Source organism: Bradyrhizobium sp. CCBAU 45384 (genome assembly GCF_028128665.1).
GTDB classification, from domain to species: Bacteria; Pseudomonadota; Alphaproteobacteria; order Rhizobiales; family Xanthobacteraceae; genus Bradyrhizobium; species Bradyrhizobium manausense.
Window position 1 is genome coordinate 53,886 of sequence record NZ_LBIZ01000105.1, and the last position, 21,626, is coordinate 75,511.

Annotated in this window: 17 protein-coding genes and 1 pseudogene; 13 read left to right on the forward strand and 5 right to left on the reverse strand. The window is 60.4% G+C overall.

Annotated elements, in window-relative coordinates; all coding sequences use genetic code 11:
• The first annotated feature begins 20 nt into the window (after window positions 1-20).
• The 4 genes from XH80_RS16030 (at window position 21) to XH80_RS16045 (ending at window position 4,831) form a co-directional block, all read left to right on the forward strand.
• Window positions 21-731: an RNA polymerase sigma factor gene (locus XH80_RS16030; protein WP_271599397.1), complete on the forward strand. Its 711-nt coding sequence runs from the start codon at window positions 21-23 to the stop codon at window positions 729-731.
• Window positions 706-1,929, forward strand: coding sequence for a baeRF10 domain-containing protein (locus XH80_RS16035; RefSeq protein ID WP_271599398.1), 1,224 nt, complete (start codon window positions 706-708; stop codon window positions 1,927-1,929). Before XH80_RS16030 ends, XH80_RS16035 begins: the two co-directional genes overlap by 26 nt.
• A 393-nt stretch (window positions 1,930-2,322) precedes the next feature.
• Complete coding sequence (locus tag XH80_RS16040; RefSeq protein WP_271599399.1) at window positions 2,323-2,994, forward strand: DUF899 domain-containing protein; 672 nt, start codon at window positions 2,323-2,325, stop codon at window positions 2,992-2,994.
• 994 nt (window positions 2,995-3,988) lie between these two features.
• Window positions 3,989-4,831 carry a crotonase/enoyl-CoA hydratase family protein gene (locus XH80_RS16045; RefSeq protein WP_271599505.1) on the forward strand — a complete coding sequence of 281 codons (843 nt, stop codon included), beginning with the start codon at window positions 3,989-3,991 and terminating at the stop codon, window positions 4,829-4,831.
• Window positions 4,832-5,463: 632 nt separating this feature from the next.
• Here XH80_RS16045 and XH80_RS16050 read toward each other — a convergent pair.
• Entirely contained in the window at window positions 5,464-5,877 is a 414-nt protein-coding gene (locus XH80_RS16050) for an MAPEG family protein (protein WP_271599400.1), read from the reverse strand.
• A gap of 666 nt (window positions 5,878-6,543) precedes the next feature.
• Between XH80_RS16050 and XH80_RS16055 the strand changes: the two genes are divergently transcribed.
• The 6 genes from XH80_RS16055 (at window position 6,544) to XH80_RS16080 (ending at window position 11,107) form a co-directional block, all read left to right on the forward strand.
• Window positions 6,544-6,993 carry a carboxymuconolactone decarboxylase family protein gene (locus XH80_RS16055; RefSeq protein ID WP_271599401.1) on the forward strand — a complete coding sequence of 150 codons (450 nt, stop codon included), beginning with the start codon at window positions 6,544-6,546 and terminating at the stop codon, window positions 6,991-6,993.
• Between the two features lie 60 nt (window positions 6,994-7,053).
• Complete coding sequence (locus tag XH80_RS16060) at window positions 7,054-7,980, forward strand: sigma-70 family RNA polymerase sigma factor (protein ID WP_271599402.1); 927 nt, start codon at window positions 7,054-7,056, stop codon at window positions 7,978-7,980.
• A 139-nt stretch (window positions 7,981-8,119) separates the two neighbouring features.
• On the forward strand, window positions 8,120-8,479 hold the full coding sequence (locus tag XH80_RS16065) for a hypothetical protein (protein WP_271599403.1): 360 nt from the start codon (window positions 8,120-8,122) through the stop codon (window positions 8,477-8,479).
• 14 nt (window positions 8,480-8,493) lie between these two features.
• On the forward strand, window positions 8,494-9,180 hold the full coding sequence (locus XH80_RS16070; RefSeq protein ID WP_271599404.1) for a methyltransferase family protein: 687 nt from the start codon (window positions 8,494-8,496) through the stop codon (window positions 9,178-9,180).
• A 46-nt stretch (window positions 9,181-9,226) separates the two neighbouring features.
• Window positions 9,227-10,387 (forward strand): DUF3224 domain-containing protein, encoded by a 1,161-nt coding sequence (locus XH80_RS16075; RefSeq protein ID WP_237863252.1) that lies wholly within the window; start codon window positions 9,227-9,229, stop codon window positions 10,385-10,387.
• Window positions 10,388-10,405: 18 nt separating this feature from the next.
• Window positions 10,406-11,107 (forward strand): DUF4336 domain-containing protein, encoded by a 702-nt coding sequence (locus tag XH80_RS16080; RefSeq protein WP_271599405.1) that lies wholly within the window; start codon window positions 10,406-10,408, stop codon window positions 11,105-11,107.
• Between the two features lie 179 nt (window positions 11,108-11,286).
• On the opposite strand, the gene XH80_RS16085 is transcribed toward XH80_RS16080, so the two are convergent.
• Entirely contained in the window at window positions 11,287-12,480 is a 1,194-nt protein-coding gene (locus XH80_RS16085) for an NAD(P)/FAD-dependent oxidoreductase (protein WP_271599406.1), read from the reverse strand.
• A gap of 464 nt (window positions 12,481-12,944) precedes the next feature.
• Here XH80_RS16085 and XH80_RS16090 point away from each other — a divergent pair, with 464 nt between their 5' ends.
• Both XH80_RS16090 and XH80_RS16095 read left to right on the forward strand, forming a co-directional pair.
• Window positions 12,945-13,364, forward strand: a complete 420-nt coding sequence (locus tag XH80_RS16090; protein ID WP_237863250.1) for a PaaI family thioesterase — start codon at window positions 12,945-12,947, stop codon at window positions 13,362-13,364.
• 186 nt (window positions 13,365-13,550) lie between these two features.
• Window positions 13,551-14,469 (forward strand): annotated as a pseudogene (locus tag XH80_RS16095) (IS256 family transposase); the annotation flags it as partial.
• A 237-nt stretch (window positions 14,470-14,706) separates the two neighbouring features.
• Here the strand turns inward: XH80_RS16095 and XH80_RS43975 are convergent.
• The 3 genes from XH80_RS43975 to XH80_RS16105 all read right to left on the reverse strand — a co-directional run bounded on the left by XH80_RS43975 (window position 14,707) and on the right by XH80_RS16105 (window position 20,011).
• Window positions 14,707-15,375: a transposase gene (locus XH80_RS43975; protein ID WP_442869148.1), complete on the reverse strand. Its 669-nt coding sequence runs from the start codon at window positions 15,373-15,375 to the stop codon at window positions 14,707-14,709.
• Between the two features lie 606 nt (window positions 15,376-15,981).
• The gene (locus XH80_RS16100; RefSeq protein WP_271599407.1) at window positions 15,982-18,270 is read right to left on the reverse strand and encodes a hypothetical protein; all 2,289 of its coding nucleotides are present in this window, start codon (window positions 18,268-18,270) and stop codon (window positions 15,982-15,984) included.
• A 67-nt stretch (window positions 18,271-18,337) separates the two neighbouring features.
• On the reverse strand, window positions 18,338-20,011 hold the full coding sequence (locus tag XH80_RS16105) for a tyrosine-type recombinase/integrase (RefSeq protein WP_271599408.1): 1,674 nt from the start codon (window positions 20,009-20,011) through the stop codon (window positions 18,338-18,340).
• Between the two features lie 713 nt (window positions 20,012-20,724).
• Here XH80_RS16105 and XH80_RS16110 point away from each other — a divergent pair.
• Window positions 20,725-21,612, forward strand: a complete 888-nt coding sequence (locus XH80_RS16110; RefSeq protein ID WP_271599409.1) for a hypothetical protein — start codon at window positions 20,725-20,727, stop codon at window positions 21,610-21,612.
• The last annotated feature ends 14 nt before the right edge of the window (window positions 21,613-21,626 follow it).

A 21,626-nucleotide genomic window follows, 5' to 3' on the forward strand; every position in this document is an offset into this window, starting at 1 on the left:
GCCCAATACGGGACATAACCATGACGCCCATCGATGTCTCGGAGGCCAGTACATCCGGCCCTGCGTCTGCGACGTTGGACAACAGCACGGCATGGGCGCGTTGCCTGGACGGCGATCGGGACGCCTTCCAGGTTTTGGCCAGCGCTCACCTGGCCGAGCTGTTCGCTGCCGCTGAGCGGGACCTCCGATATCACGTCGCCGTCGGCGATATGCGCGACGGCGATTTGTCTGCCGAGGAACTCGTTGGCGAGACCCTGCTGAGGGCATGGCGAGACCGCCGAACTCGTCCGCAAGCCCTCGGACTTCGTGCATGGCTGCTCGGGCTCCAGTTCCGCGTGCTGATGCGCATCGTCCGGCAGGAGCAACTGTTACGGCGTCTCGTTTCGGTTTCGTTGGAGTCGCGTGCGCCGGAGCCGCCGATCTACGACGATGACGAAGGCTTCTACGAATGGTTTCAACCGGACGAGGTGGTGCGCTGGGAGGACATTCTGTGTGCCGAGTCCGATCTGGAGCCCGCCACGGGAGTGTTCGACCAGAACATTCCGGGTCTATCGCCCATCGCTCGCCAGGTGCTGGTGATGCGTCATGTCCACCGCCTCAGCTTTACCGAAATTGCAGTTGGTTTGCGAATTCCGCGGGAAAGCCTGTCGCAACTCTGGCGAGATGGGCAAGCCCGCTTGGCTGAACTGATGAGGAGGACTGCAAATGAGGGCTCTCAGCCTCGCCATTGACGCGCATCATGCACTTACTCCTGAGTTGCGGGAACGGATCGTTGAGAACGTTCGCACGCGGATGCAAGAGCACCCCTATCGCTTGCTCTCCCCCGAGCATTTCCGTGCTCTCGCTGCGCTCGACACGGCCGGCCCTCCCGTCGTCAGCCTCTATCTACAGCTGACCCCGGAACGGCGCGTGGGAAGCGGCTGGCGGTCCGCGCTATCAGCCCTCAGCCACCGGATCTCTCGGACGACTGATCAGTCCACTCGGGCCAGCGTCAATGCCGACATCGAAGATATCCAGGGCGCGCTGGATCAGCAATTGCCCGAACTCGGCCGTGGCGCTGCATTCTTCGCTTGTCGCGAACGTGGGATCTGGCGGCAGATCGCCCTGCCGATTCCACTGCCGGACAGTATCCAGATTGGACCCCGGCCTTACCTGCGACCTTTATTACGCACCTGGGGCCGCAGCGACCGCATGCTACTTGCGCTTCTGTCGCGGGAGCAGAGCCGCTTTTTCGTCAGCCATCTCGGCACCATTGAAGAGATCTACCGCGTCAAGGGGCAGCGCATTCGGGGCATGCTGACGGATCGTGTCCCGCGCGACCGCCGCGATGCGCTGGCGATCCAACTCATGAAGGACGAGGCAAAGGCCTTGGCTTCGATGGCTGAGATCATCGGTCAAGAGTTCGAAACGTCCCACATCCTTCTGTGCGCGCCTCCCGACATGAGCGCGGCTTTCCGCGGTCATCTGTCGAAGGAGTCTCTCTCCCGCCTTACGGCGTTCGAGACCAGCGTGCATGCGTCGTCCGCCGAAATCGGTGCTGCGGCCGCCGCGATACAAGATCAGCTCAAAGCCCAAGAGGAGCGCGAGCTTATCGACCGGTTGCGCGAGGCGAATCCAGTGGCGGTCTCAACGGGAACACAGGAGACCTTAGACTGTCTGAGCGAGGGACGGGTTCTCACCTTAGTCATTGACGATAGCTACGCTGCTGCTGGCACGCAATGCCGGCTCTGCGGGAGTTTGTTCGAAGACGCACGGCTGTCCAAGTGTCCGGTTTGCGGCGAGGCCGATCTCGATGCGGTCGATGACCTCGTTGAGGCGGCGCTCCAGCAGGCACTTGAGCGCAGAGCGCAGATCGCCTTCGTCCGTGATCCGGCATGCCGCTCAGCCCTTTCCGACAAGGCGCCGCTGCAGGCCTTGCTGCGATACTGAAGGAGGCGGCCTTCGGGCCGCCCGGATCAGTGTCGACCACTTGCGTCCGAACGACGCGAAAACCAGATATTTGGTGCGCGCTCGACCCAATCGCAGGCTGCCCGGGCCGCCACGAAGGCGCCAAGGCGGAAAAGGCCGTGCCGTCCCCGACTGCCTGCGATCGGGCCGAAAGTCTCTGTCCTCCATGGCATCCTGGACGACTTTCATGAACATCCAGGATCGAAACACACCCAACCTACTCAATTGCTCTCCTTTCAACTCGCCCGCACATCGGCTCGATGTGCTTGACGAGATCGTCCCTCTCGAATGGTTTTCGAAGATCTTTATAGTTGCTGGTCAAGCAAGGAACCGGCCGTTGCCGCCTACGTTTAAAACCCGATCAGAGGAGTTCTGATGATGGCAGCAGGCACTCTCTCCCCACCGAAAATCGTCTCACGTGAGGAATGGCTTTCCGCACGCAAGGCGCTGTTCGCCGAAGAGAAGGAGATTACGCACAAACTCGACGAACTGAGAAAGAAGCGCCGCCAGTTGCCTTGGGTTAAGATTGATAAGCCCTACGTCTTCGAGGGACCGGATGGCAAGTGCACACTTGCCGACCTGTTCGATGATCGCGGCCAGCTCGCTGTCTATCACTTCATGCTGACCCCGGGTTCCGATCACGTTTGCAAAGGGTGCTCATTCGTCGCCGATCATTTCGATGCGGCGCGCAAGCACTTTGATGATGCCGATCTGTCGTTTGCCGTGATTTCACGCGCACCAATCGAGCAAATCGAGCAAGTGAAACGCGCTTTAGGCTGGTCATTTCCCTGGGTGTCATCCTATGGCAGTGACTTCAACTATGATTTCGGGGTGTCATTCAAAAAGGAGGATTTGGCCGCTGGCACAGCGAAGTTCAACTACGACACGATCCCGCTCAAGAGCAGCGAAGATATGATGGGAGCCAGCATATTCGTCAAAAACGAGACCGGCGAGATCTTCCACACCTATTCGGCGTATTCCCGTGGAATTGAAAATCTGATGGGTGCCTTCATGTGGCTCGACCTCACGCCCAAGGGCCGGCATTAGTTCGACGACGGTCACAGCCGACTTAGCGAGGATGGCCGGGACGTCCGGACAATCGGGCGATCCCGCGGCGCGGTGCCTGGCTGTCATTGAAAGTTTCCAGCCACCTTAACCGGCCGACACGCTGCGGAGATCGCCGACTACGATCCCTGCGACGACCTCCGCTCCAGCCCGCGGTCGCCGCAGCCAGCTTCATCGCCACCTCGGCCTCGCTCAGGGTCGCTGTCCATAGTGCGATCAAAGCCGCAGATGACGCACCGGCATTGGGTCAGCTCTCCTGTCCGCATGTCTTGAGGATGCCAAGCGAAAGGGGCGATCATTTCGATCGTGAATTCTGTGCTCGGGGCAGAAGAGTTCTATGAGGACAATTGTTGGCTCGGGCTCGACCACCAAGCGAGGAGTGATCATTCCGACATCACGGATGCAGCGTGTGGCTCGCAAATGGCGAAAGTCGACCGAAGAAATCGCGAAGCACGTCGCAAAAATAGCAGCGTGTTCTAAATCGGCAAGCTCTCGCATGGCGCGCAAAAATCGGTAGTCAAACTGGTGGCAGAGGCGATGCAGGCCGCGGCTTGCGGTGATTGTGATCGAAGTGAAAGCTAGCGCGAGGTCAACCCACGAGACTTCCTAAGACATCGCGAGCAAGTAGGGTGCGTTACGGGAAATCAACGCGCGCTAGGGCTGCTCGCGCTCGCCGACATAGCTGATCAGCTCCTCCTTAGGCACAGCGGGCGAAAAAGTCTGTCCGCCCTCCCACCGAGGCCGACAACGGCGTCCCTGGAAAAAAATTGCGCAGGCGTGTCACATCACCCCCACCCACGTCGTCAGTATTTTGACGGATGAGACGGGTCGCAGTTGTGACAGCAGTCGAAAGAAGACTCTTTGGTGAGATGTTCTCAAGGGGGCGGAACTGGTTTGCAGGAGCGGTCCCCCTTGTTGCTATCGATCAGGCCATCGAAGTCGGCTTAAAATGAGTGTTCGCTGAGGTGCGAGAATGATAGACGGTCGTGTGACCATCACTCTAGAAGCGAGTGTTGCTGACGTGCGCCTGAATCGTCCCGAAAAGATGAATGCTCTGGATCCCCCAATGTTCAAGGCATTGGCGGAGGCGGGTGAGCGGCTCAGGGGTCACACGGGAGTTCGGGCAGTCGTTTTATCCGGCGAAGGCCGCGCCTTCTGCGCTGGCCTGGATGTCGAACGGCTCGATGCAATCTCGCGAGGCGAAAGTCTGCTGCCTTTTGCGGACTTGACTCAAGCTTCCCACGGCATTGCCAATTGGGCTCAACATGTCGTCTGGTTATGGCGGCAACTTCCCGTGCCGGTGATAGCGGCGGTTCATGGCTTGGCCTTCGGTGGCGGCTTTCAGATCGCCCTCGGTGCGGACATTCGCTACGTCGCCCCGGGAACCAAACTGGCAGTGCTTGAGTCGAAATGGGGCCTCGTACCGGACATGTCTGGCACGCAGCTGATGCGTCACCTTGCTGCGGAAGATGTCGTCAGGGAGCTGACCTACACCGGGCGGATCTTCAGTGCCGAGGAGGCTCTTTCTCACAGGCTGGTGACGCGTGTGGTCGACGATCCACATGCAGAAGCGATGAAGACCGCGCATGAGATCGCCGCCAGGAGTCCGTCCGCGATTCGCGCCGTGAAGCGGCTCTTGAACGAAGCCGTTGCCTGTGATGCGGGTGTGGGTCTTGCGAGCGAGAGACGGGAGCAACACGCCCTGATCGGTTCCCCAGATCACATCGAGGCTGTCGCAGCGAACGTGGCGGGCCGGGGAGCGAAATTTGCAGATCCTGAAGCTGTGGTCGCGCCGCACGATGCTCCACTAGGTCAATAGATCACGCAACGCGGCCGTGCCCGGAATCGGCGACCTGATCGCTTCGCCGCCGGATTCGCCGAAGCACGTCGCAGTGGCGATAGGCGGCGCTGTTGAAGCCAGGTCCGGGAAGAGGCGACAGTCATGGAATCGACAAATCAAGGGCGCCGTCGTCCATCACAGAGACGGAGATGCAGAAGTTCGAGGCCTCGACGCGCTGCTTGCGTCACCGAAGCGCAGCAGCGGTAGCGGACCTCGAAGTTAGTGAGGCCATCGAATTCGGCGCGCCGACCTACATGGGAGCCTCGGCGGATGCATTGGATCAATCTGGGGCGCCCGTCTGCCAACGCCTCCTCGAAGGGATCGGATGAGCAGCAGAACCCGGCTTGGCATTTGTCTCGGAGCAAGAGCTCCCAACTCAACGTGGACCAAGGCGCGCAGATCTTGCTCCGTCCCGATCGGACCTGCACACGGCGTTCCTTGGCGTGGAGTCACCGAAGCGGCCCGCCAATTAAGGAAAGATCGGTCATCGGAGTGGCTGGATTCAAGCGGTCGTTGGCGAACGGGAATGATCCACACCAACGGCATCTCAGGGAAATAAACATAGAAGGGCACGTGGTCGCGAATGTCCGGAACGAGGCGCCGATGAGAGGTCAACGGATGGTCGCGACGGCGGTGGTGGCGATGAGAACAACATTAACGAGCGCTCCGGAAACGTAGAGAATGGTTCTGATGTCGCCGCCTTTGGCTGCCTTGCCGCCGCGCAAATAGACCACGACGTGGATCAAACGAATTGCGACATAGACCCATACGAGCGTTGCAAGCGCACCGGCGCTAACTCGCACCATCATGGCCAAGACTGATGCGACGACAAATGGCGGCAGCGCCTCCACCGCATTCATGTGGACGCGATCAATCCGGTACAGCAAGTTGTCGTCATCGGCCGGCAGAACAGGTCCGGAGAGTGCGCCCGCTCTTCCTTTGGATGATCCTGAATGGATCGCCAGCAGAATAGACAAAAGGCAGAGGACAAGCACTCCGATAACACTAAACGAGTAAGCTGCCATACGGGGGCTCCGCGGTTTACGACAGAAACGCATGAGGTACACGGGCGGGCAATCTGCGTGGTTTAGATTGAGTGGCCAACCTGACCGCCCCGACGACTTCGCGCACGCCTCTCTCCAACCCTGGCCATAACGTTCGAGGTGAATATGTCCGAGTTCTAACTGCCGCCGGCTTGGCGTTCCGGATGAGCCGCGACAAATATTTGACTGCTGTCACAGCTGCGACCTGTCTCACCATCCGTCAAAACACTGACGAGGCGGTGGCGGTGATGTGACACGCCTACGCATTTTTTTTATGAGGTTGGCGAACCTGAGAAGTACGCTCTCTCAGCTCCCCTGGAGACCGAGGACACAGGGGCGTCTCTCAAGGCGAAAGTCTGCTGCCTTTTGCGGACTTAACTCAAGCTTCCCACGGCATCGCCAATTGGGCTCAACATGTCGTCTGGTTATGGGGGCTTCGCGTGCCGGTGATAGCGGTGGTTGCAATCGTGCTTCGCTGGCGACGTTGGCAAATGAAGGTGCTGCCGGAAAGGTCGAACCGGGGCTGGCAATCCGCACGAGCTCGGAACGTTTTGCAAGGCAGCATTGTTTCTTTGCAACCAATGCACATGTCACGATCCACGCCCGTCTGTCGTCTCTCTATCATGAGACAGTCGAGGAGGTCGCCAAGTGACACCACGCATCAATCTTGCAATCCCGAATGAGGGCATTGAGGCCATGCGCGTCGCCGATCGATGGGCGGCGGGCCATCTTAATTCAAAGCTTCTCGCACTGGTCAAGGTGAGAGCTTCGCAATTAAACGGGTGCAATTTCTGTCTGCACATGCACAGCGGCGAGGCGTTCAAGCACGGCGAAAGTCCTACCCGGCTGCTCCTATTGGACGCCTGGCGCGAGTCGGCGCTGTTCTCAGATCGGGAGCGGGTGGCGCTAGCGTGGACCGAAAGTTTGACGCGGATTGCGGAAACCCATGCCCCGGATGAAGTGTTTGAAGAACTGCAGCGGCGCTTCTCGCACGATGAGATCATCGCGCTCTCCGTTGCGATCGCGCTCATCAATGGCTTCAATCGCCTTGCCATAGGAGCTCGCGCCGAACATCCGGGCGAACGCCAGGCCAGCTGACTTTCAGCTCAGCCGCTTTCTCGGAGGTGTACCATGAGGGATGCCTTACAGGACCACAGATTGCCCGCAGAGAGCGGGTACAGGGCCGCAGACCAGTTTGAAAGACACCGCCGCTATCTGACCGGCCTGGCGTATCGCATGCTTGGCTCGCTGACCGAAGCCGAGGATGCCGTGCAGGAGGCCTACCTTCGGTGGCATGGAACGGACAAGGCGAGAGTCGAATCGCCACGAGCGTTCCTTGCCAAGGTCGTCACCCGCATCTGTCTTGATCAGATGAAATCCGCCCGCGTTAAGCGGGAAACCTATGTCGGCCCATGGTTGCCAGAGCCTGTGCTGGAGGCCGAGAGTTTGGCCGCGGAGACGGCAAGCGACTATGCAACCGATCTGTCCGTCGGATTGATGTTGGCCCTGGAACGGCTTTCTCCCCTCGAGCGGGCAGCCTTCCTGTTGCACGACGTCTTTGATGTCGAATTCGAGGAAGTGGCGCGCCTGCTCGGACGCAATGTGGCAACTTGCCGCCAATTGTCGGCGCGGGCGCGGGCCCATATCCGAGACTCGCGACCGCGGTTTCAGGTTCAACCTGACAAAGGGAATAAGATTCTCCAGGCCTTCATGACAGCCTATCGAACCGGCAATGTCGACGGCCTGGCGAGCGTCCTCTCCGAGGACGCGGTGTTGTACACCGACGGCGGCGGCAAACGGCGAGCCGCTCTCAACCCAATCGTCGGACGCGCCAGGATTCTCGCGCTTCTCGCGGGGCTGGCGCGCAAGCGCGCGGAGCCTGTCGTCGAGCTGCGGCCGGCGATAATCAACGGGCTCCACGGATGCGTGGCAACTCTCGCAAATGGAGAACTCTTTACCATCGCTATCGAGATTGCCAGCGACAAGATCGACATGGTTTATGTCGTTCGTAATCCAGACAAGCTGAAGCATGTCTTCGACCAGGCGCTCGCTGGCGGTCTCGGATCAGGGCTCTCCGATGCTTGAGCACGCTGCTGGCCAAAAGCGATATTGGGCCGACGTACTGCGAATTGCCACTGTCGTCTCCGTCGCAATCTACCTCGTCCCGGAAGGCGCCCACTTCTTTGAGATGTTCAACAAATCGAGGATGTCATCGGTCGACTACATGACGATGCAAAGGGCCTATGATGGTTGGGCGTTCTTCGGCATCGCGATCGTCATCGCGGTCGGCTGCACGCTCGGCCATGCGATCGCAATGTGGGACATTCCCGTCGCGCGCTGGCTTTCGCTGGGGGCGCTTGGCTTGCTCATTGGTACCCAGGTCATTTTCTGGTGCTTCATCTATCGGATGAACGCTCTCACACGGAATTGGACAGAGATGCCGGCAAATCTCGGCCTAGTTCGGCAGCAGTGGGAATATGCGCATGCCGTGAGTGCGGCGCTGACATTGTTGGCGTTGGTGCTGGTGCTCTGCGCAGTCCTGTCCGGTGTCCGCGGGAACGACCAAGCTTCGAGGAAAGTCTGACAGATGCAAGATCGATGGTCCTCACAGCAGATCCAGATCGGCTACATGCCCTCGCATCCCTTGTCATCACGGCGGCGTTGGGGACAGCTGCGTTTATCAGCTTGGCCATCCTCGGGTGGGGTGGGCTGCGCCCGTTCTTTGCTCATGCACCACTGACGGCGCTGACAGTGGTTACGGTCGTGCTGACGGTTGCAGCCATGTTTACCGCCGGAAATCTGAGCTCGGGCGTTCGTGAGGATCGGTCGAACCGCTGGGTTCTGGCCGCCTTCGCGGCTCTCGGCATTCTCATCGGCTGGCTACCGGCTTTCACGGACCGATTAGACTGGGGGACGATTGACGGCGACACAACGCGCTGGTGCGGCGTCGTTGTTTACACGACGGGCGGAGTGCTGAGGCTCTGGCCAGTATTCGTACTTGGCAATCGCTTCAGTGGACTTGTCGCGATTCAGCCAGAACATCGCCTCGTTACCACCGGGCCGTATCGCCGGATACGTCATCCGAGTTATCTCGGCATGCTCCTATGTGTCCTCGGCTGGGCCCTTGCCTTCCGCTCAATGGCGGGCGTTTTGTTGGCAGCCGCGACAATCATGCCGGTGGTCGGGCGGATGAATGCCGAAGAAGCACTGCTGATCGACGCGTTTGGCGAGCAGTACCGTAGCTATCGAGCCCGCACGGCTCGTCTCTTGCCTGGCATTTATTGACGGAGCTCGGTGCAGTGACCACGACATCAACGAAAAGGAGTGCATCATGGAGTTAGTGTCCCCCGATCGCGTCCTGAGGCTTGATCCTGTTTTCGGATCCATGGGGCTTGAGGCCGCCCGTGGCATCTGGTCGCCGTCACAGCTCTCGATGCGCGAAAAGACCTGTCTGCTTCTTGCGGGAGATATTGCGGTGCGCGAGCTTGGTCTGCCATTCGAGCTGCATGTCGCCATGGCCTTAAGCAAGGCCGATATGTCCGTTGAAGACCTGCGCGAGCTTTTGCGTCATGTCGCGCCAGCGGCCGGTCTTAATCCGACCTCGCGGGCGTTCGAGCGACTGGCAGTCGTCGTTGCAGAGCTCGGCCACAACCCCGACAGCCATGCAGCACGCGCTCCGTCGCCTCATCCGGCAACGCCGTATCCGGCACATGCTCTTCGAGTTCTCCGATCCGTCGATCCCAAGCTTGCCTCGGCTATCGAACGACAATCGTCTGAGCTTTGGGCACGACCTAGCCTTGGCCACCGCGAGCGACTGTTTGCTAGTTTAACTATCGATGTCGTGAGCGGAACTCTCGGACAGGTTTTTGCTGCGCATGCGTGCATGGCCCTTCAGGCAGGCATCACCGTGGCCGAGATGCACGAGGCTTTGCGTGTGCTCGCCGAATACTCGACGGTGAGGGCGTGGGAAGCGGCGATTGCTCTTGAAAGCGTTTTGCGATTCGCTCCGGTTTCTCACGGCGGCGCCTTGGCGGCTCACGGAGAGGCGAGGTATGAGCCTCGCATGGTGGAGAGCAACGTAGAGGTGGAAAAATACGAGAGGTCCGTCCTCAACGAGACGGACGCGAGCGGCCTTGCCATCGTCGAAACGCGCCTGGTGGAAAAGTTTGTCGGCGGCATCGCCGGCGAAGGGAGGGCCACGCATCTGAGGCTCGAACGTCCCGACGGCACGGGCACTCTAATCTGCTACGAGCGCATTGCCGGCTCAATCGGGATCCTGACGGGATCATTCCTGCTCAAGGCCGAGGGAGCCATGGAAGCGGGCTCGGTCGTCCGCGGCCGTTGGGAGATCGTGGACAGTTCAGGAACAGGAGAACTCGAAGGACTGAACGGCTACGCAGAGTTCTCGGCTGAGAAGGACGAGAGGTCCCCCACGGGATGGCGTGCCAGCACGTCCTTGACGTACTGGCTCGAGGCCCCGCCCACGTCTTGATACTCCGGCGAGACAACGATGCTCCAATCGATAGCGGACAGGATCTGGCTAGCGGACGGGCCGGACGTAAGTTTCCACGGCTTTCCGTATCCCACCCGAATGGTAACCGTCAGACTATCGGGTGGTGGCCTCTGGGTCTGGTCGCCGATCGACCTCAACGAAGAGCTGCGCGCGGTCCTGGCCTGCCTCGGTCCCGTGCAGCATATCGTCAGCCCGAACAAGCTTCACCACCTCTTCCTGTCGCAGTGGCAGGAATGCTTCCCGCAAGCACATCTTTGGGGCCCAGCGTCAACGATCGGCAAGCGACCCGACCTGATCTTTGAACCTGAACTGAGTGATGAGCCGCCGGCCGCCTGGAGCCGTGACATCGATCAAGCCTGGTTTCGCGGCTCGCCGTTGCTGGACGAGGTCGCATTCTTCCATAGAGCATCCGGCACGGCGATTTTCGGCGACCTCGTTCAGGCCTTTGACGAGGATTACCTCAGGATGAAATGGAAGCCCTGGCAACGATATCTAGCGCGGCTGTTGGGCATCACTGCACTTAGCGGTGCTCGTGCGCCGCTCGATGTCCGTCTATCGTTTCTCGACCGTCGGTCGGCGTGCAAGGCGCGTGAGAAGGTGCTGAACTGGCGGCCAGAGGTCGTCGTGATGGCGCACGGGCAGTGGCAGCGGCACGGCGGATCTACGTTCCTCGCGCAGTCACTTTCGTGGATGGTTTGAAGGCGATGTCGCCACCCGCACTGCCGCCCGTCGCGCGCAAATGACCGCGACCGCCGCTATTGCAAGCATGAAGAATGCTTTCAGGATGCAGTGGCTAATAAATGAGGCCGCCTCAATTGGCGGCCTCTTTATGGCTGTGATCTGCGTGGCTGGATTTCGGCTTTGAAATCATCCGCAACCTATCGCGACCCGTCGATCGCGTATCGTTTGACGATGTCGATGGTCGAACTCGCAAGCAGAGCTTCAGCCCCACCGTCGGCTGGTGGATAGATTAGCTTCGTATTGATTTTTCGCTTCAATGCCTTGCCTTCAGCGCCGGTCAACTCAACTCGTCGATCCCAACCCTGGGTCCTGACGGCGCCCCATCGACCGAGGTCCAGACAGGTGACATAGTTCAATTGAGAATACGGCACAGCAGGCATCCCAAGCAGGTCCCGCGCGGCGTTCTCGCCGGCAACGCGCCCGATCTGCAAGGCGTGCTGGCAAGATTGCAGAGCCCGATGCCCATCTCCAGTGTCGGCTGCCGCAGCATCGCCGGCAACGAAGACGCCCGGCGCGGCGGGGGCCCTGAGCTCCGCGTCGACGATGACCCGGCCGAGCTCATCTCGCTCGCCCGGAACCTTGGCTGCGAAAGACGAGGCTCTCATACCCGTCGCGAGCACGACGGCATCAGCGGAAAGCACGCTGCCATCCGCGAATCTCACAAGATTTGACGCAAGTCCTGTGATCGTCGCGTCAAGTCGGAGCTCGATGCGAGCAGACTGCAAAGCACGTTCGATCTCCGAACGCGGCCCAGGCCCAAGCTCGGGTCCGACCACGTTCGACCGGTCGATCAAGACGATCCGCAACCGTTCCGCTGCCTCCGCTGCGCCGTGCGCCACGAGTCGATCCCGCAGCTCGAGCGATAGTTCGATGCCTGTGAAGCCAGCGCCGACAACGGCGATAGTGGGTTCTCTCGTGTCGCTGGCGAGCTCTTTCAGGCGTCGATCGAAAGTGATCGCTTCCGTTTGGGTGTCGACTGAATAGGCCTCCGCGGCACCGGGCACCGGCGGACGACAGATGCGGCTGCCTGTGGCGACGATCAGGCGATCGTAAGTGAGGCGGGTGCCATCATCGAGCGATACGATCTTCCCGGTTGTGTCCAGCTCGGCTGCTTCCCCGCGGACGAAGTTCACATCGACTTTGTCCAGGTACGGAAGAACGTCGACCGCGAGAGTGTCTGGCCTGGCTTCGTACAGCCTCGGCCTTATCTCGAGCCGTGGCTCCCTTGAGACGACAGTGATATCCGCCGCCGATTTAGCAACGCGCCGGGCGGCGATCGCCGCCCAAAACCCGGCAAAGCCGCCGCCAATGACAAGAATATTCCTCGACATGCTCGCTCCTTTCCTGACCTCAGAAATCTCGTGCTATCAAGACAGGACGAAATGGACCGACTCCTTGTGACATTGCATCTGGGATTCGACTCTGACCGTCTCGGCGCCACGGTCTGCTGATGCGTGAAGGCACGACACCGTCCATGGGCGGGAAAAAAATGGATAAGAACCTGATTCGAACTCTCGGCGAGTAGGGCAGTGGGGGCTGCTGCCAGCGCAGATTTGCAAATTGGGTAATTGCGCGTGCATGTCACGGCGGAGGGCTTCAGGTCGTCTTGAGAAGAGCCAGCGGGACGACCGCTGCCGGCGATCGTGTCGCGGCGCGGAGTAAAGACCCGCGCTCGACGTCAAGACCAGCAGATTTTCTCGTCGAAGCGCTGAGCAGAAGCCCTCTCGGCGAACCGATCGTAACCAGCTCGTCAGTTCGGTCCCCGAGAGATTGTTCGCCAAAAGAGGAGCCGCGGATGACAAACAGCCAACCAATGAACCTGCAACAACTCGCTGCTGCAAACGCTGCCGCGAACTTCAACCGTCGTTTCGGGTTCGAAGTCGTTTCAGCTGCCGACGGAAATGCGGAGCTCCGAATGCCCTGGAGCGATGATGGCACACAATATGCCGGCCATCTTCATGCTGGGATGATCGCTGCGTTGCTCGACACGGCGTGCGGGTTTGCGGCCGCGACTCTCGTCGGGGCCGTGACTGCATCGCATTTCTCCATGAACTGTCTGAGGCCTGCAGTCGGTCGCGGTTTTGTCGCGACAGGCGTGACGGTTCGTGCCGGACGTAAGCAGATCTTTTCCAGGGCCGAGCTCTTTGCTGAGGATGATTCTGGCAACCGGTCGCTGGTTGCGACCGGCGAAACGCTTTTAATCGCGGTAGGCTAGTTACCACTGAGGTCAAGCGAGTCTCAACGGGTCGTGTCCCCAGTGATGGTGTAGCTCGGTAGAGCAAAGCCGCCCGCACGCGCGCCCTCACATAGCGCCGTAGCGGGCGGGCGGCTTTGCGGTGGTCACCGGCGATTCGCCGGTAGGATCGGGTTGCGACACGCCAACGCAACCGAGGAACCACCGATGACCGACGATATGATGAACCTGCGCACGCTCGTGGAGAAGACCCCTGATGCCGATCTGTTGCGCGAGATGATCGGCTTTGCCGCCCAGCGTCTGATGGAGCTGGAAGTCGAAAGCCAGACCGGGGCGGCCTACGGCGAGAAGAACCCCGAGCGTCTGGCCCAGCGCAACGGCTACCGCGACCGGATCTGGGAGACCCGCGCCGGCGCGGTCGAGCTGCGCATCCCCAAGCTGCGCAAGGGCTCTTACTTCCCGGGCTTCCTGGAGCCGCGCCGCATGGCCGAGAAGGCGCTCACCGCCGTGGTGCAGGAGGCCTACGTGCAGGGCGTCTCGACCCGCTCGGTGGACGATCTGGTGCAGGCGATGGGCATGAGCGGCATTTCCAAAAGCCAGGTGAGCCGGCTGTGCGGCGAGATCGACGACAAGGTGAAGGCCTTCCTCGCCCGCCCGATCGAGGGCGACTGGCCGTATCTGTGGATCGACGCCACCTACGTGAAGGTGCGCCAGAATGGCCGCATCGTGTCGGTCGCGGTGATTGTCGCGGTCGGCGTCAACAGCGACGGCCGGCGCGAGGTGCTCGGCATGGATATCGGTCCCTCCGAAGCCGAGACGTTCTGGACGGCATTCTTGCGCAAGCTCGCCCGCCGCGGCCTGCGCGGTGTCAAGCTGGTCGTCTCCGACGCCCACGAGGGCATCAAGGCCACCGTCCGCAAGGTGCTCAACGCCAGTTGGCAGCGCTGTCGCGTGCACTTCATGCGCAACGCGCTGGCGCATGCCGGCAAGAGCGGGCGGCGCGTCGTCTCCGCCTTCATCGCAACCGCGTTTGCCCAGGACGATGCCGAGGCCGCACGCGCGCAGTGGCGGAAGGTCGCCGATCAGCTCCGCCCCAAGCTGCCCAGGCTCGCTGGCTTCCTCGATGAGGCGGATCGGCGTCACATACGCTTTAAGCCGGGACCTCGAACGTGGCTCCTGCCATTATACCCATCATCCATCTCACGCAGATCCCCGGGTCGCAGTAGCGCGCAGAGCGTCAGCGCCCGGGGCGCCTCGCCCGCAGGGCGGATGGTCAGAATCAGTTGGTGGGGAGAGCTAGCTTTTGATGCCTGCGACTTGGACACTCACCTTGATCGCCGTCTTTGGCAGGCGCCTACCGCCATTATTGCGGCCGGCCTGTGAAGGCCGGACGGCCTCGGCCGCGCGTCGGGAGTTCGACGCCTTGAGAGCGAGCAATGCGTTCCGAGAAGATTTTATCGCCCAACGGCCGCCCCGTCCGCGTGGCTGCCCTAATTTGGTCCGCGGTGTCGCGCGTCATGCCTGTGGCCAAGAACGCTTCAACAGCCCCGATGCGGTCGGCAAGTGGCGAGGGGACTACAATGCTGTCATGGCCCGTCTTGTGCGCCCGGAAGCTCGACCATGGCCAAAAATCAGCGCTCCCGGTCAGGTTGGCGCGGACGGGATTGAGCAGGACGTATCGCACCGCTTCCAGAAGGTGCCGTTCGTCCAACGCCACGGAGTAGAATCGGCTCTGCCATACCGCCCCCTTAACTTCGCGACGCCGGTTGCTGAGACGTGCAAACCGGCGGGACGTTTCTCCGATCGTGCGACCGAGCCCGGTGGCAGTCGAAGGCGTGAGAACCAGATGGACGTGGTTGGGCATCAGACAATAGGCCCAGACCGCCGTGCCTGTCCGCCGCGCTTCCTGCTCGAGAATGGAGAGATAGTCTTGGTAATCCGAGTCAGCGAAGAAAACGCGCTGTCGGTCGACGCCGCGATGCGTCACGTGGTGAGGGTGGCCAGGTGCAATGAGACGGGCCGTACGGGGCATGAGATTCGGTTTTAAGGTGTCCCTATTTTACTTGTTAGCACAGTCGACAATGACTTCGTTCTCAAACAATCTCATCTGATCTCGCCGTCCGGCGTCTAATTATCGCACAAAATTCGGTACAAGAAGAAGCTGGAAGGGGACTATTTCCAGCTAAATAACTGAAACATCTGTCTATTTTTAAATACTACTCAGCGGTTAAACTTTTCATGGCTGACGCCGATCGCGACCGGACTTGCGTTGTTAAGCCAATTTGACCCGTTTCGGAGCGGTTTTGGGTCGTTTCATGCGACCTAATCCATCCTTTCGAGACCGGGGCAGCCTAATTGATGCACAAATTCATGTACACGACCCGCTCAATTCCCGGCAAATGTGGCAAACCGCTCTCTGCCGCAATGTGGTCACAATTGCGCGCGGGCCGCACGGGGCGGCCCTGCATCTTCCTCGCGTACGAGCGCAGCTGCGATAAGCGACGGCTCCCAGAGACCGCGATCGTCGACATGACATGCGCGTTCGAGCGGCGCGTCCGCGCGAGGTCGCCGAAGGCAAAAAAAGCGGCCCGCCTGCGGGCGGGCCACAATCAAAGAGACACTTATGGAGAAAGCGGGATCAGGCGGCCGCGGACCAAGCTCGTTTCCGCAGGTCCTCGATCAAGTGACGGGGCAGGAGCACGCCAAGCCGTCCCAGTCTGACAACGAAATGCCCCAGCGGCTCGTTGCTGCCCGCCCCGTTCAGTTGCCGCTGCACGATCCTGATCTGGCGCTTGCGCTCCGCGCCGGCCGGCGGCGGCTCGACATGACGGGCGAACAGTCCAGCAAGCCAATCAGTTCGCATTCCATGAACAATAGAGTGGGAAACGTTAATGAGAGGAGCGGCCTCCTTGACCGACAGCTTGCGGTCCACGAGCAGGCCCATCAAGAAATCGCCTTCCGAACCCAGCATCTCCCGACGCAGATCATCGACGTCGCGCGCGCCTTCCCAGTCGATGCCTCCAATTTTCTTCAACCGCCACCGTTCGTCGCGGGTGAGGGGAGGACGCGGGAGGTTTGTCAGCTTGCTACCGCCATAAGACGCAGGCTTGCCTTCTTTCTTGCTGATCCTGCGCAGATACTCACGGGCATTGTGGGCCGGAATAAATATTCGATGGCGGCGGCGAAATTCCCGAAGAAACTCAGGCAGGCTTTGCCCATCGTCTCGTGCGTTAAACTCGCGCAGAAAAAGCGCCATGCGGTCACGTGCCTCGGCCCACCTCGGCTTGTAGAGCGCGAGCGCCAAGTCTCCTTCTCGATAGAGCAAGAAGAGCTCACCTGTTCGGTTAGCGCCCATTCGGAATAGCCGGGCGATATCCGGCAGGCGCAAGCGTTTCAGCCGGACGAGATCGAAAACAAAAGCAGCGTGCTCTCGCAACAGTGAAAGCCGGAAGCGAATCCGTCGCTTGCTGGGCCAGCTGGATGCGGCAATCTTCTCCAGACGCCGTCGTTCGGCCTTGCTCAGCGGGAATGCCGTCTTGCCGTATGAACTCTGCCGCCGTTGGGAAGATGGCCTCTTTTTCAGAGCCTTCATCATGGTGACGTGCGGGAGCGGCACGCCGTAGCGAAGCCGAAGACCGCGAATGAAGTCGGGAGCTTTCTGGCCTTTGCGGCGCTCGCCGCGCTTGCTGAAGACGAATTCTCGCCATAACAGCGATTCAGCTCGCGTCAGCGGCTCGGACCGGAGCCAATAATCGAAGACGCCAGCAGCATAATCGTGCTTCACCCAGACGAATGCTGTGAGCGGCATTCGAAACAGCCTGGCGCCTTGCCGGTTTGTAATCTTCCCGACCTCTACAAGCCCGAAAACAAATCCGGCGTGCTTTCGAAGCACAGCGATCCGAACCTTTCTGCACTCTCCTCTCGACCGCGGCCAGGCAGTCGCGCCAATACTGGCGAGCCGCCTCTCTTCTTCCAGCGTAAGCTCGCACTGAGAGGCATCCAGACGGGACTTGAAGAAGGGAGTCGGCCGCAGCGGCTGTTCGATGTAGCGCGCCATGGCCCGGTAACGGCGCGTGCAGAGTCCGAAGAGTTCCGCCCACTCGTCGACCAGAATGGACCCGTCGCCGGTGTGTCGCTTGATGTCGTCGCGATGACGCCGATAGAGGTCGGCACATTGCCTGTACCGCATCGGCCAATCGGGAGACCACTCCATCCGCGCCAGATCAGCTCGCAGGGGGTGATCCGCAGGCAGCCCATGGGCCGGCGTGCCCTTCAAACGAAAGCAGGCCAAATACCGATCGGGGAGCAATGTCCCGCGCGCCTTGGCGTCTGATAGAGCATGGGAATCCTCGAAGAACCGCTTGCTCGAACCGGGAAACGGGTCCGCATGCTCGAGCACAATCCGCTCGTCCTCCACACTGGGGCTCGCATGGCGTTGGCTGCGGTCTAATCTCGCCAGATAGCGATCCAATGATGAAGCAACAGCGGACGCCTCGGGCACGCTGAGGCCCTTGGCGCGTACCGCGCTGAAGAAGCGCTCGATGAAAAACCGCCTTGTGTGCGAGTGGAGCGAGCCATTCAGACCAAGATGCTGGAAATGCCTTTGAATGAATCCCTTGCGTGAAAACGGAGCCCCACCGTGGCGGACAAAAAGCCGGTCTGACGTCGTTGGAGGCCGTACGCGCTTCCAGGACTCGATGAGGACGGCAACCGCTGGCGTGACCCGAACCGCCTCCAGTTGCCCGCCCAGCTCGACCATGATGGTAGTCGGCTTGCCCTTCGGCAAGGCATTGGCCAGCTTGACGTTAGCCAACAGCTTTGGCGGAAAACCGGCGAGCGCCATGAGCGCAATGCCGGCCGCAAGAGCGGCACCCGGAGCATCCTGCGCGCAGCTCGCTTCGGGCCAAAAGCCCTCGCGCAGGAACATCCGCACATCGCCATCGCGCAGGGCGTTCTGGGCCGCCAGAGGGCGCGACGAGACCGTGCCGGACGGCCTACGCATAGCTGGCCGCGCCTGCACGTGCCGCCGGCTGCAACGACTTTTTCGTGGAAGCCACCACACGCGAAAGCGGCTTGGATGAGATTTTGCGCAGATTGATCAGCTTGAGCAACGACGGATCGTAGATCCTTTGGGCGACAAGCTGCGGCTTCAGATGGACGTAGCAGGTCCAAAGCGTCCACAGTGAGGTCGAAAACGAAAGCTCGACCTCCGCCAAGGGCATTCCGGCGCGGACAGCGAAGGTGACGCCGGAGTGCTTGAGCATGTGAGGGCGAACATGGGGGAGGCCGGCGAGTTGACGTACTTCGTTGAAGAGCTTTTGCATGCGGTGGCTCCTCAGATGCTCCTTGCCCTTCTCGAGAACGACGAGTGCGTTTCCGTCCTCATCATGGATGACGTGGACGTACTTGCCAGGAAACGTCTCACGCATGGCCTCGTCCTCTGCAGCCCAGCGCAGCGCAAGCTCGACCAGCGAGCCGATCAGAGGAGAGGTGCCTTTTTGCTTGTTCGTGATGTCGGCGGTGGGGCCCTGACGTTCTATGAAGCTCTGTTCAACATTGATGTGCCCCAGGATCGCATCCTGAAACCATGTGAGCAGCAGGATGTTGTTGTGCCGCGTGCCTCCGTAGAGATAGATGATGATGAATCTCACCACGCACTCGTATCGCCTACGCCTGTCGTGATGGCCGATGATATTGCCTGCGGCGTCGTAGATCTTGCCGCGGGCCGCAGAGATCAATCGGACGATCTCGTCGATGGTCAGGTACTGGACGGCGTGCCTCCGCTGTCTCGGTATCTTGATCGCAACGGGGTCGATGTTACATTCCTGAAAATACCACCGCACGATCATGACGAGGGTTTGCACATGCAGCCGGGCGGTGCTTCGCGCGACATAGCGGATTTCAGTTGGATCAGCCTCAGACGATTGCGACTTGATCTGTCGCGCAGTGGCCCATTCGATGTAGCTGACGCCCGTGCTCCAGCCCAGACATTCGAGCGTGTCATTGCCCATGTATTCTTCGAGATGCTCAAGCTCGTTTGCGACCGTGTCGTAGCGCTCCTTCGACAGTCCATCCGGACGCGCGCCCGGCATGTTTTTTTGCAGCCACCACGTGAACATTTGTGAGACGGTGACATCTCGCTTGAGGATGCGGCCGAGCACCGCGCGGACTCGAACTTCGACCATTTCGGAGAGCTTGGCGTTGGCTCCCACGTGTGCCTTGTAATTGTCGCCCTTCTGATAGGGAAACCCTGTCGTCTTGCGATCGAAGCCGTCCGTCATCCAGATGAAGTTGCCACGGGGGTAAAGCCGAGGGCCCTTCCGCTTCGGACCGCGACGGTTGGCATGAAGCTCGGATAAGGCGTACGCGACATCCGCGAGCGAGTCCGCCTTCTTGATCGGATGGCCTTGCCAAACCAAAAATCGGGTGATGGCCTCGCGCCAGTCAATTTCGCCGCCGTCGATCTTGAGAATATTGGCGGGAATCAGGCCTGAAATCTCCGCGGGCAACCGATTGCCCTGCGCATCGTCTTTCGGAAACTTGTACTTGTCGGCGAGCTCTAGGTCGCTGGTGGCCATGAACCGCTCGATGGCAAACCTTTCAGCATCGGATGCTTCGAGCAGCTGTGCCGGAGCAAACCCGTTTATCCCCGAAAAATGTTGTCCCATTTCTCGTCACTCCTGGTCACTGGCCGAAGGGTGTCGATTGGGGCACCGCAGGCGAATCCTTGATCTCGCCCAGGTGCCGCCGCTTGGCGTGCCATGTGCTATTAGGCTCCCGCGTGACATTGTCGCTGGAGGACATCCGATTTCTCATCGGGCGGTACCGTCGCATTTCTGACGATGCGCGCAGCTGCGCTCCAGTCGTGTTCGTAACCTGGAGTCGAACTCGGGAGGGCGCCAAGAAGCGCACCATGGTAGCGACACGTTCGGTCTCGCTGGAGGCGGTCCCCGCCGCGCGCCGCCCGCCATTGTCGAGCTAGCGGTCGCAATGCGGACAGCATGCGACGGCCAATCGGGCGCGTTCTCTGGCGATTGGAGTTGGCGAGAACTGCCGATCGGCCCGTGGCTTCAACTCCGTCGACCTCGTGGCGGTCGACGGCGTCGGCCCCGATCCGAGCAACCACATCCTCTAATGTGTCGCTCGGAAACGCATCCTTTGGCGCCTTGCCTGCCAAAAAGCGGCAATCGTTCCGACACGGAATCGGTGGAAACTCCGAGAGTCGGCGACGGTATAAGTCCATGTTTCCCCGCAAAATGGTTTGAATTTCAGGTTACTTCTTGTGGCTTGCCGACCGGCATGCGCGAGTAAAAGTCGTGGAATGTGCTACGCGTCGCCTCGCAAATAGTACTGTACTACGAGTAAGTCAAAAGGATTTTGCGTGAAAAAGGACCCTGCAGTGCGGTTGCGCGATGCCCGCGAGAGCGGCCAGCCCTGGCATGTGATCGGTTCCATCCTGCGCGAATGGAGTGCAGCACGGCCACGTGGCATCGATGTTTGGCAGCTTGCGACCGAGGCCACGGAGCTATCCGAGCTCATGTTGCGCCGGTACGTGTCCGCCTTGGATCGCTTGGGCGAGATCGAAACTTCCCACGCTCTCAGCCCTGGTTCGCTTCTTCCTCCCACCTTCGGTCCGGCCGAACTCGCAATTCGGCTTTACGGCCGTGACCCCGTCGCCGGGCTCAAGGCTCTCCAAGCGCTCAAGCAGCGCAAGATGACGTTGCGTGACCTCCGCAAGGAATTGCGCAAGTCCGAGGGCCACGCGTACGAGGGGAATAGGGCCAGGGAACGTACCGTTCTCGTGGCGGCCTGCAGCGAAGCGATCACGATACAAGCTAAGAAGCTGTTTGGGCGCGGAACGGTTTCGCAACGCCGACCGTCAATTCGATACTTCCAGACCATAGGATTCGAATTCCGTAACTCGGAAGGATTCATCGTGGGGGGGGCGGACCTCTACGTCGGATCGCCGCTGTACGGGCCCGATCCTCTCAATGCGCTTGCACAGTCCGTGCTCATGGCAAGCTACCTGCCTACGTTTTACGTGTTTCTCGGTCCGGAGCTGCAGATGAGCAACGCGGAGCATGCAGCGCATGTCCTGGACCTCTTTCAGGCCCGTTCCGTCGGCGTCGTCCTCCTTCCTGAAGACGGTGGCGCGTTGGTTGTCCGCCGCCCCGAATCCTTGCGGCAGCCGGACCGAACCAAGGATTACCGCGCGATCTTGGACCACCTCTCGATCGAGCGAGCGGGAGTGACTGCGGACGAGCCCTAGATGTCCGGCGAGCT

Bases quoted from the DNA above. Each gene is read 5' to 3' on its own strand.
- XH80_RS16030 (WP_271599397.1), top strand. From the start codon at position 21: ATGACGCCCATCGATGTCTCGGAGGCCAGTACATCCGGCCCTGCGTCT.
- XH80_RS16035 (WP_271599398.1), top strand. From the start codon at position 706: ATGAGGGCTCTCAGCCTCGCCATTGACGCGCATCATGCACTTACTCCT.
- XH80_RS16040 (WP_271599399.1), top strand. From the start codon at position 2,323: ATGATGGCAGCAGGCACTCTCTCCCCACCGAAAATCGTCTCACGTGAG.
- XH80_RS16050 (WP_271599400.1), bottom strand. From the start codon at position 5,877: ATGGCAGCTTACTCGTTTAGTGTTATCGGAGTGCTTGTCCTCTGCCTT.
- XH80_RS16065 (WP_271599403.1), top strand. From the start codon at position 8,120: ATGACGATGCAAAGGGCCTATGATGGTTGGGCGTTCTTCGGCATCGCG.
- XH80_RS16070 (WP_271599404.1), top strand. From the start codon at position 8,494: ATGGTCCTCACAGCAGATCCAGATCGGCTACATGCCCTCGCATCCCTT.
- XH80_RS16075 (WP_237863252.1), top strand. From the start codon at position 9,227: ATGGAGTTAGTGTCCCCCGATCGCGTCCTGAGGCTTGATCCTGTTTTC.
- XH80_RS16080 (WP_271599405.1), top strand. From the start codon at position 10,406: ATGCTCCAATCGATAGCGGACAGGATCTGGCTAGCGGACGGGCCGGAC.
- XH80_RS16085 (WP_271599406.1), bottom strand. From the start codon at position 12,480: ATGTCGAGGAATATTCTTGTCATTGGCGGCGGCTTTGCCGGGTTTTGG.
- XH80_RS16090 (WP_237863250.1), top strand. From the start codon at position 12,945: ATGACAAACAGCCAACCAATGAACCTGCAACAACTCGCTGCTGCAAAC.
- XH80_RS43975 (WP_442869148.1), bottom strand. From the start codon at position 15,375: ATGCCCCGTACGGCCCGTCTCATTGCACCTGGCCACCCTCACCACGTG.
- XH80_RS16100 (WP_271599407.1), bottom strand. From the start codon at position 18,270: ATGTTCCTGCGCGAGGGCTTTTGGCCCGAAGCGAGCTGCGCGCAGGAT.
- XH80_RS16105 (WP_271599408.1), bottom strand. From the start codon at position 20,011: ATGGGACAACATTTTTCGGGGATAAACGGGTTTGCTCCGGCACAGCTG.